General features: G+C 69.3%; 8 protein-coding genes. 2 read left to right on the top strand and 6 right to left on the bottom strand.

Features of this window, described 5'->3' with window-relative positions; all coding sequences use genetic code 11:
* A partial coding sequence (locus M3498_17710; protein MDQ3461103.1) for a DUF5615 family PIN-like protein occupies window positions 1-329 on the top strand: 329 nt, incomplete at its 5' end.
* Window positions 330-435: 106 nt separating this feature from the next.
* Here the strand turns inward: M3498_17710 and M3498_17705 are convergent.
* The 5 genes from M3498_17705 to M3498_17685 all read right to left on the bottom strand — a co-directional run bounded on the left by M3498_17705 (window position 436) and on the right by M3498_17685 (window position 5,924).
* Window positions 436-1,104, bottom strand: a complete 669-nt coding sequence (locus tag M3498_17705) for an HAD family phosphatase (GenBank protein ID MDQ3461102.1) — start codon at window positions 1,102-1,104, stop codon at window positions 436-438.
* Window positions 1,101-1,994 (bottom strand): ABC transporter permease, encoded by an 894-nt coding sequence (locus tag M3498_17700; protein MDQ3461101.1) that lies wholly within the window; start codon window positions 1,992-1,994, stop codon window positions 1,101-1,103. Before M3498_17700 ends, M3498_17705 begins: the two co-directional genes overlap by 4 nt.
* A 3-nt stretch (window positions 1,995-1,997) precedes the next feature.
* Window positions 1,998-2,915, bottom strand: a complete 918-nt coding sequence (locus M3498_17695) for an ABC transporter permease (GenBank protein MDQ3461100.1) — start codon at window positions 2,913-2,915, stop codon at window positions 1,998-2,000.
* A gap of 36 nt (window positions 2,916-2,951) precedes the next feature.
* Entirely contained in the window at window positions 2,952-4,490 is a 1,539-nt protein-coding gene (locus M3498_17690) for an ABC transporter substrate-binding protein (protein MDQ3461099.1), read from the bottom strand.
* Window positions 4,491-4,652: 162 nt separating this feature from the next.
* Window positions 4,653-5,924 (bottom strand): alkaline phosphatase family protein, encoded by a 1,272-nt coding sequence (locus M3498_17685; protein ID MDQ3461098.1) that lies wholly within the window; start codon window positions 5,922-5,924, stop codon window positions 4,653-4,655.
* Between the two features lie 162 nt (window positions 5,925-6,086).
* Here M3498_17685 and M3498_17680 point away from each other — a divergent pair, with 162 nt between their 5' ends.
* Complete coding sequence (locus tag M3498_17680) at window positions 6,087-7,310, top strand: cation:proton antiporter (GenBank protein ID MDQ3461097.1); 1,224 nt, start codon at window positions 6,087-6,089, stop codon at window positions 7,308-7,310.
* Window positions 7,311-7,327: 17 nt separating this feature from the next.
* Here the strand turns inward: M3498_17680 and M3498_17675 are convergent, their stop codons facing one another.
* Window positions 7,328-7,483, bottom strand: coding sequence for a hypothetical protein (locus M3498_17675; GenBank protein ID MDQ3461096.1), 156 nt, complete (start codon window positions 7,481-7,483; stop codon window positions 7,328-7,330).
* Window positions 7,484-7,573 lie beyond the last annotated feature (90 nt).

Genomic DNA, 7,573 nt, shown 5'->3' with positions numbered 1-7,573 from the left:
TCTACGCGGACGAAAACTTTCCCTTGCCGGTGGTCGAGGCCTTGCGCGGGTTCGGGCACGACGTTCTCACCGTCCTCGAGGCAGGAAAGGCAGAGCAGGCCGTCAGCGACGAGGAGGTGCTGGCTTTTGCGACAAGCCGGGAGCGCGCCGTTCTCACCCTCAACCGCAAGCATTTCATCCGGCTGCACCGCGAACACCCTGACCACGCAGGGGTGATCGTCTGCACCTTCGACCCTGATTCCGTCGGCCAAGCCGAGCGCATTCATGCCGCGGTTGACGCGCAAGGCGACGTGTTGGGGCAAATCCTGCGCGTGAACCGCCCCGCCTGACACACGTAGCGACGATCAACCAGGCGTTCTTAACCGACTTTGACTTCCACCGCCCTTCTATACCCCGCCTGAAACGATGCGCCGTCAAGCGCGCTCCCGGTGGGCGTCAGACAATCCAGGCCCTCAACCCCTCGAGCGCCTCCTCGAGCCCCGCCAGCGGCTCGAGTCCGAGCGCTGCCATGCCCGCCTTGGCGTGCGCCGAGGACGGCACCGCCAAACAGCGCATGCCCGCCGCCAAGGCCGCCGCGGCGCCGGTGGGGCTGTCCTCGAGCACGACGCAGGCAGCCGGCACTACGCCGAGCCCCTGCGCGGCCTGGAGGTAGAGGTCGGGCGCGGGCTTGGCCCGGACGCCTTCACCCGCGGCGTAGCGCCTGGGCAACGAGGCCGCCCAGGGGTGAGGCGCCAGCGTCGCCTCGACGACGTGACGCGGCGAGTTCGAGACGACCGCGCGCCTGAGCTTTCGCGCTGCGGCCCAAGCGACCAACTCACCGGCGCCGGGCGCCTCGAGCGCTTCGGGCAGCAGGGCGAGAACGCGGTCGTTCAGCGCCCTCTCCAAGTCCTGGACATTGATGGGGAGGCCGTAGGTCTCGCGCAAGACCCGCGCGATGGCGGGAACCTCCTTGCCCTCGAAGGTCGCCTGCCGGGCGGGCTCGAGCGTCACCCCGAAGGCGGCGGCGAGCTCGCGCTCCGCGCGCCGCCACAGCCCTTCGCTGTCGACCAGGGTGCCGTCCATGTCGAAGAGGACGGCCTCGAGCGGGGGTGGTCCGGGCGTCATCCCATCTCCCCGCGCGGGTCGAGCACGTCGCGAAACCACTCCCCGAGCAGGTTCATGCCGAGCGCGGTAATGGCGATGGCGAGGCCCGGGTAGACGGCCATCCACGGGTGGACTTGGAGAAAGCGCCGGCCGAGCGCGAGCATGTTGCCCCAGCTCGGCACCTCGGGGGGCACGCTGAGGCCCAGGAAGCTGAGCCCCGACTCGTAGAAGATCATGGCCGACATCTCGAAGGTCGCCAGAATCACCAGGGGCCCGGCAAAGGCGGGCAGGAGGTGGCGGAAGATGATGCGCCCCGGCGAGGCGCCGAGGCTGAGGGCCGCCAGGGCGAAGTCCGTTCTCTTGAGGCGCAAGACCTCGCCGCGCGCGAAGCGGACGAAGAGGGGCGCGCCGGTCACGCCGAAGAGCAGGACGACGTTGCCGAGATTCCGGCCCATGACGGTGGCGACGGTGATGACGACGACGAGGTAGGGCACCGACAGCAGCAAGTTGGTGAGGCCCATGACGAGGCTGTCCAGGCGGCCGCCGAAGTAGCCCGCGAGGACCCCGGCGGTGACGCCCAGGCTGGCCGCTACGAGCACCCCAAAAAAGCCCACGCTCAAGGACACGCGCGCGCCGTAGACGATGCGGCTCAGGATATCCTGGCCGAGTTGGTCGGTGCCGAGAGGGTGCTCCCGGCTGCCGCCCTGGTGCCAGGCGGGAGGAAGGCGCGCGCTCATGAGATCGCCGTCGGCGGGGCCGTGCGGCGCCACGAAGGGCGCGAACACGGCGCTGAGGGCGACGGCGAGGACGATGGCGCCGCCGACGACGCCCTGCGTGTGGCGGCGCCAGGAGAGCCGCCGCACGCGGCGGCGCGGCGAGGCCGTGCGGAAGCGAGGCAAGGAGACGCCCACCGTCTAGCCCATGCGGACGCGCGGGTCGATGGCGGCGTAGAGCGCGTCGCTGAGGAGCTGTGCCATGATGGCGAAGAGGGCGAAGAAGATGGTGATGGCCTGGACCAGCGGAAAGTCGCCGTCGCGAATGGCGCCCTCGAGCAGGCTGCCCAGGCCGGGCCAGGCGAAGATCACCTCGATATAGACCGAGCCGCCCAAGAGATAGGTGAACTGCACGCCGAGGACGCTGATCAAGGGAATCGCCGCGTTGGGGATGACGTGTTTGAAGGAGACGCGCTGGCGCCGCATCCCCTTGGCGCGGGCGGTGCGCACGTAGTCCTCGCTGCGCACTTCGAGGACGCTGGCGCGAGTCAGGCGCACGACCTGGCCGATGAGCGCGAAGCCGAGCGCCAAGGCCGGCAGGACGAGCGAATGGAGGCCGCTCCGGCCAAAGGAGGGAAAGAGGCCCAGGTTCACCGCGAAGACGAGGATGAGCAGCATGGCCAGCCAGAAGTTGGGGACCGTCTGCCCGGCCAGCCCCACGGCGCGCGCAAAGGTGTCCAGGGAACTGCCGGGCGCCATGCCGCCCAGCAGGCCGAGCGGCACCCCGACGACGACGGCCAGGAAGAGGGCGGCGAGGGCGAGCTCGAGCGTGGCGGGCAGGCGCCGCCAGATGAGGCTCAGGTTGTCCTCTCCCAGCCGCAGCGAGCGGCCGAGGTCGCCCCGGGCGACGCCCCCCAGGTAGCGCGCGAGCTGTTCAAAGAGCGGCCGGTCGAGACCCGTCGCGGTCCGAAACGCCGCGCGCTGCTCGGGCGTGGCCTCGCGGGCGAGCATGAGCGCGCTGGGGTCGCCGGTCAGGCGCACCATGAAAAAGACCAGGACGACCGCCCCCACCGCGAAGAGGAGGGCCTGCGCGAGACGTCTCAGGATAAAACCGGCCATGGCGACCCAGTCTACCCCAGGCCCCTAGCCGAGTCCCTAGTCCTCGACGCTCACGCCCTTTAAGAAGTACTCCTCGGCGGGGCGCGGCGCGTAGCCCTGAACGCGCTCCCGCACCGCCTCGAAGATGTTGGGCTGGTAGAGGTAGATGAAGGGCGGGTCCTCGTACATCACGCGCTGGAGTTCGCGGTAGAGCTCGGCGCGCGCTTCAGCGTCCACCGTGCGGGCGATTTGAAAGGTCAGCTCGGTAAGCCGCTCGTCCTCCCAGGTGTTGTAGAAGCTGTCGGGCAAGAGCGCGCCCAGGAGGCGCGGCAGGGCCTCGCCCACGTCCGACGACCAGGAATCGACGTACATCGGGCCGACCGCGCCGTAGCGCGGCTCGCTCCAGAAGGCGTTGGTGGTCCTGAACTCGACGCTCACCTCGACGCCTACCTGCGCCAGGCTGCGCTGAATGGCCAGACAGACCTCGTTGATGTTGACGTAGCCATCGGCGGGGCAGCCCATGCCTATGGCAAAGCCCTCGGGGTAACCCGCCTCGGCGAGAAGTGCGCGGGCGCGCTCCAAGTCATGGGGGTAGGGCTCGAGCGCCGGCTCGTAGCCCAAGTTCGACGGCACCACCAGGCCCGTCACCAGGCTGGCCTCGCCGCTGAAGATGGCCCGGATGATGCCGCCTCGGTCGACGGCGTGGTTGAGCGCCAGGCGCACCCGCCGGTCCTCCAAAGGCGTGCCGGCGCCGCTGCCGGTGTTCTTGAAGCCCACGTAGTAGACGCGGTCGTTGGGATAGGTCACCACCTCCACGCCGGGGCGGCCCGCCAAGAGGCCCGCCTCGTCGGCGGTGAGCCGGTTGGCAATATCGATCTCACCCGTCTGGATGGCGGCGAGGCGGGTCGAGGCGTCGGGGATCACCCGGTAGGTGAGCCGCGCGACCCTGGGCAAACCGTCCTGCCAGTAGTCGGGGTTGGCCTCCATCGCCACGCGGTCGCCGGAGAGGCGCTGCACCAGGCGAAAGGGGCCGGTGCCGACCGGCGCGGCGGCAAAGGCGTCGATGCCCACCTCGCGGATGTAGTCGGGCGGGACCATCGCCCAGTTCGAGGCGAGGCGGCGCAAGAAGAGCGGGTCCGGCTCAGCCGTCGTCATCGTCACCGTCAGCTCGTCTACCGCCTCGACGGCGACGACCTCCTCGTAGACGCGGGCGTAGTCGTTGCTGGGCTCTCTGCCCGTCTCCCAGGTGGCGACGACCGACTCGGCCGTGAAGGGTTCACCGTTATGGAAGACGACGCCGGGCCGCAGGCGGAAGGTGTAGGTGCGGTCGTCCTCGGAGATGTCCCAGCTCTCGGCCAGGGCGGCGACGATCTCGCCCTCGTCGTCGACGAACACCAGCGAGTCGTAGAGCGACCAGGCGGTGTTGGCGGCGGTGCGATCGGCGGCGCGGGGCAAGAAGAGCGAGGTGGGGTCGCTCGACAGCGACACCACGAGCTCACCCTGGGGGGGCTGGCTCTGGGCGGTGGCCTGGGCGGTGGCCCAGACCAGGGTGGCAAAGAGCGCGAGCATCAGCAAGCTTGGTTTGGGTCGGGTCATACCTTTCCTCCACGAAATCCTCCACGAAAGGGCTAGGGGCTGAGGGTGGTGCACTGGCGCGGGCTCAGGGATGGTACAGGTCTTTGTACCAGCACATCATGCGACTGTCATGAGCTTGTCAGGGCCCTCATTATCGATCAGGAGCATCAGAAGAGTGGATCATCAGAAGAGAGGTCGCGCGGGATAGGGCGTCAGCGGAAGGCCGAGGAGCCCCGCCAGGGTCGGCGCGACCGCGAGCGGCCCGGCCGAGGCGAGGCTGCCCTCCGGCACCCCCGGCCCGGCGAAGACGGCGAAGCGGTCATCGCCGGGGTGGCCCGGCCGAAAGCCGTGGCTCGAGAGGTAGCGGGGCGGACCCGCCGGGCGCGGCTTCGCGCCGTCCTCGCCCCGCCAGGGCTCGAAGCTCGAGCCGTCCGGCGCCACGAAGGCGACGACCGTCCCGCGCACCTCGGGCGGCAGGTGGTCGCCGGGGAGGCGCGCCGCCCCGTGCGCCGCCAGCCGCGCGGTGATGCGCTCCAGGTCAGCTCGGTTCTCGGGCGCGACGTGCAGGAACGCCCCCTCGCACTGGTGCCTTGCGCCCGGGACGATCACGTCGGGATGGAGAGCCTGGGTCACGGGCGCGTGCCCGTGGTCACTCATGACGGCCAGCGTGACCTCGCCCAGGCGCCCGGCGCGGCGCAGCCGCTCGAGCAGACTGCCGATGAGTGCGTCGGCGTAACTGATGGCCCAGTGCGCGAAGAGGCTCCCGTAGCCGCTCCGGTGCTGGACGGTGTCGGGCGTGAGGATCTCGGTGAGGACGAGGTCGGGCGGCCTGGCCTCGGTCAGCAGGCCGGCCGTCCAGGCGAGCATCGCTTCGTCGCCCGCGAGCTCGCTCGCGAAGTAGTGGAGCGCACCCTCCGCATAGGCGTTGGGAACCGCTTCCGGAAAACCGCGGGCGTGGAGCGCGGCGAGGCGGCCGCTAGCGTCCTGGTGGCGGCTGGTCCGCAGCCAGCCCTCGTCGGCGGGGATGGGCGCCTCGTCGCGGGCGCGCTGGAGCATCTCGTTCGCCCACCAGGCGTGGTGGAAGACCGACGCGTCCTCGGGCCGGATCATGCCGTAGCCGAGCACGGCGACGTCCAAGCCGGCGGCCACGGCCCGCGCGGCGAGCGTGGGGTCTAGAACGTCGTCTGGGTTGGCGTAGCGAAAGCGCGTCCCGTCCCAGATGACGTTGCCCCACACCCCGTGCGAAGGGCAGGGGGTGCCGGTCAGCATGGTGACGCGGCCGGGCAAGGAGGTGCCGGGGGTGACGCTGCCAAGCCGCTCGACCACCAGCCCCCGTTCGGTCAGCGAAGCGAGGTGCGGCAGCCGCGCGCGCTGCCGGGCGAAGGTGTCGGCGCTCACCCCGTCGACGAGGATGAGCACGAGCGGCGAGGCAGGAGGCGTCTCTTGGTGGCGCACGCTTGGCAGGCTAACACGCGCGCGTCAGAGTCCGGTAGCACAAGGACGGGCCGCGAGACGGAAAAGGGTTGAGGTGATATGGAGCGCGGCGGACGCCGGTATGAAACCACCAGAGTATGAAACCACCAGGTTTTTCCGCTCAGGCCGTGCTCTGCTGGGGTTGTGGACACCTACATCGTCATCCTCACCCTGATGGGTCTGGCCTTCTTGGGCACCGCCTGGCTGCCGCGTTTGGTGGACGACGCGCCCTTGTCGTTTCCGATCCTCTACGTGCTCGTCGGCGTACTCCTCTTCACCCTGCCTCTCAAAAGCATCCTCCCCAACCCCTTGGAGAGCGGGTACTTCACCGAGCGCTTCACGGAGCTCATCGTGATCGTCGCCTTGACCGGCGCAGGGCTGAAACTCAGCCGGCCGGTGGGCTGGAAGGGCTGGGCGCTCACCTGGCGCCTCCTGGCCATCGGTATGCCGCTCTGCATCGCCGCGGTGGCCCTGCTCGGCTGGTGGGCGCTGGGGCTGGCGCCCGCCTCGGCGGTCTTGCTCGGGGCGGTGCTCGCGCCGACCGATCCGGTGCTCGCTTCCGACGTGCAAGTAGGCGCCCCGCATGAGGAGAAGGAAGGCGAGGTGCGCTTCGCCCTGACGTCTGAAGCCGGTCTAAACGACGGGCTCGCCTTTCCCTTCACCAACCTGGCCATCGCCATGGCCGCGGCTGGCGCCAGCAGCGGCTGGTTTCTCGAGTGGCTCCAGGTGGACGTTCTCTACAAGCTGGGGGTAGGAACGGTGGCCGGCTTCGCCGTGGGTTACGGGCTGGCCTACTTGTTCTTCCGGGTCGCCGCCTCCCACACCCGCTCGGCGCGCGACGGCTTCGTGGTCCTTGCCATCACCTTCCTCGCCTACGGCCTGACCGAGCTCCTTCATGGCTACGGCTTCCTGGCAGTCTTTATCGCCGCGCTGGTCATGCGGCAGTTCGAGCGCAACCACAGATATCACGAGGAACTCCACGACTTCTCCGAGGGCATCGAACGGCTGCTCATGACCCTCATGCTGATCTTGTTCGGAGGACTCCTTGCCGGGGGGCTCCTGGGGAGCCTCACCTGGCAGGCGGCGGTCGTGGGGGTGGTGATCATCTTGGTGTTGCGACCGCTTACCGGCTACCTTTCCCTGCTGCGCCTGGACCGGCCCCGGCGTGAGCTCTACGCCGTCAGCTTTTTCGGCATCCGCGGAATAGGCTCGCTCTACTACCTCGCCTACGCCCTCAATCACGAAGGCTTTCACAGCACGGGCCTCCTCTGGTCCACGGTGAGTTTTGTGATCCTCGTTTCGATGGTTGTTCACGGCGCGAGCGCCACCTGGGTGATGCGCTATCTGGACAGGCGCAAGCTTTCCTAGCCCATGTCTCCGGTAGCTCATCCAGCCGTCGCCTCGAGCCGCAGTGCTTGCAGTAGGCGCGTCGGCGGCGTGGCCGATACGCCCGCAATCCGGGCGGGCGCCGCGCCGATCCGCGAGCGCCGAAGGGCCGGTCCCGCCCTCCACCACAGCGCGCCAAAAAGGCTTCGGATCACACCTGATGCCTGGACGATGACACGCGCAGGCATGGTATCCTCGAGACAATCAGCGAGGTGAACCCTGGCAGCGCGCCGCCAGTTCATGGG

Source organism: Deinococcota bacterium, from assembly GCA_030858465.1.
Taxonomy (GTDB): domain Bacteria; phylum Deinococcota; class Deinococci; order Deinococcales; family Trueperaceae; genus JALZLY01.
Note: the sequence above shows the minus strand (reverse complement) of the source record. Positions and strands in the feature narration are given on the sequence as shown.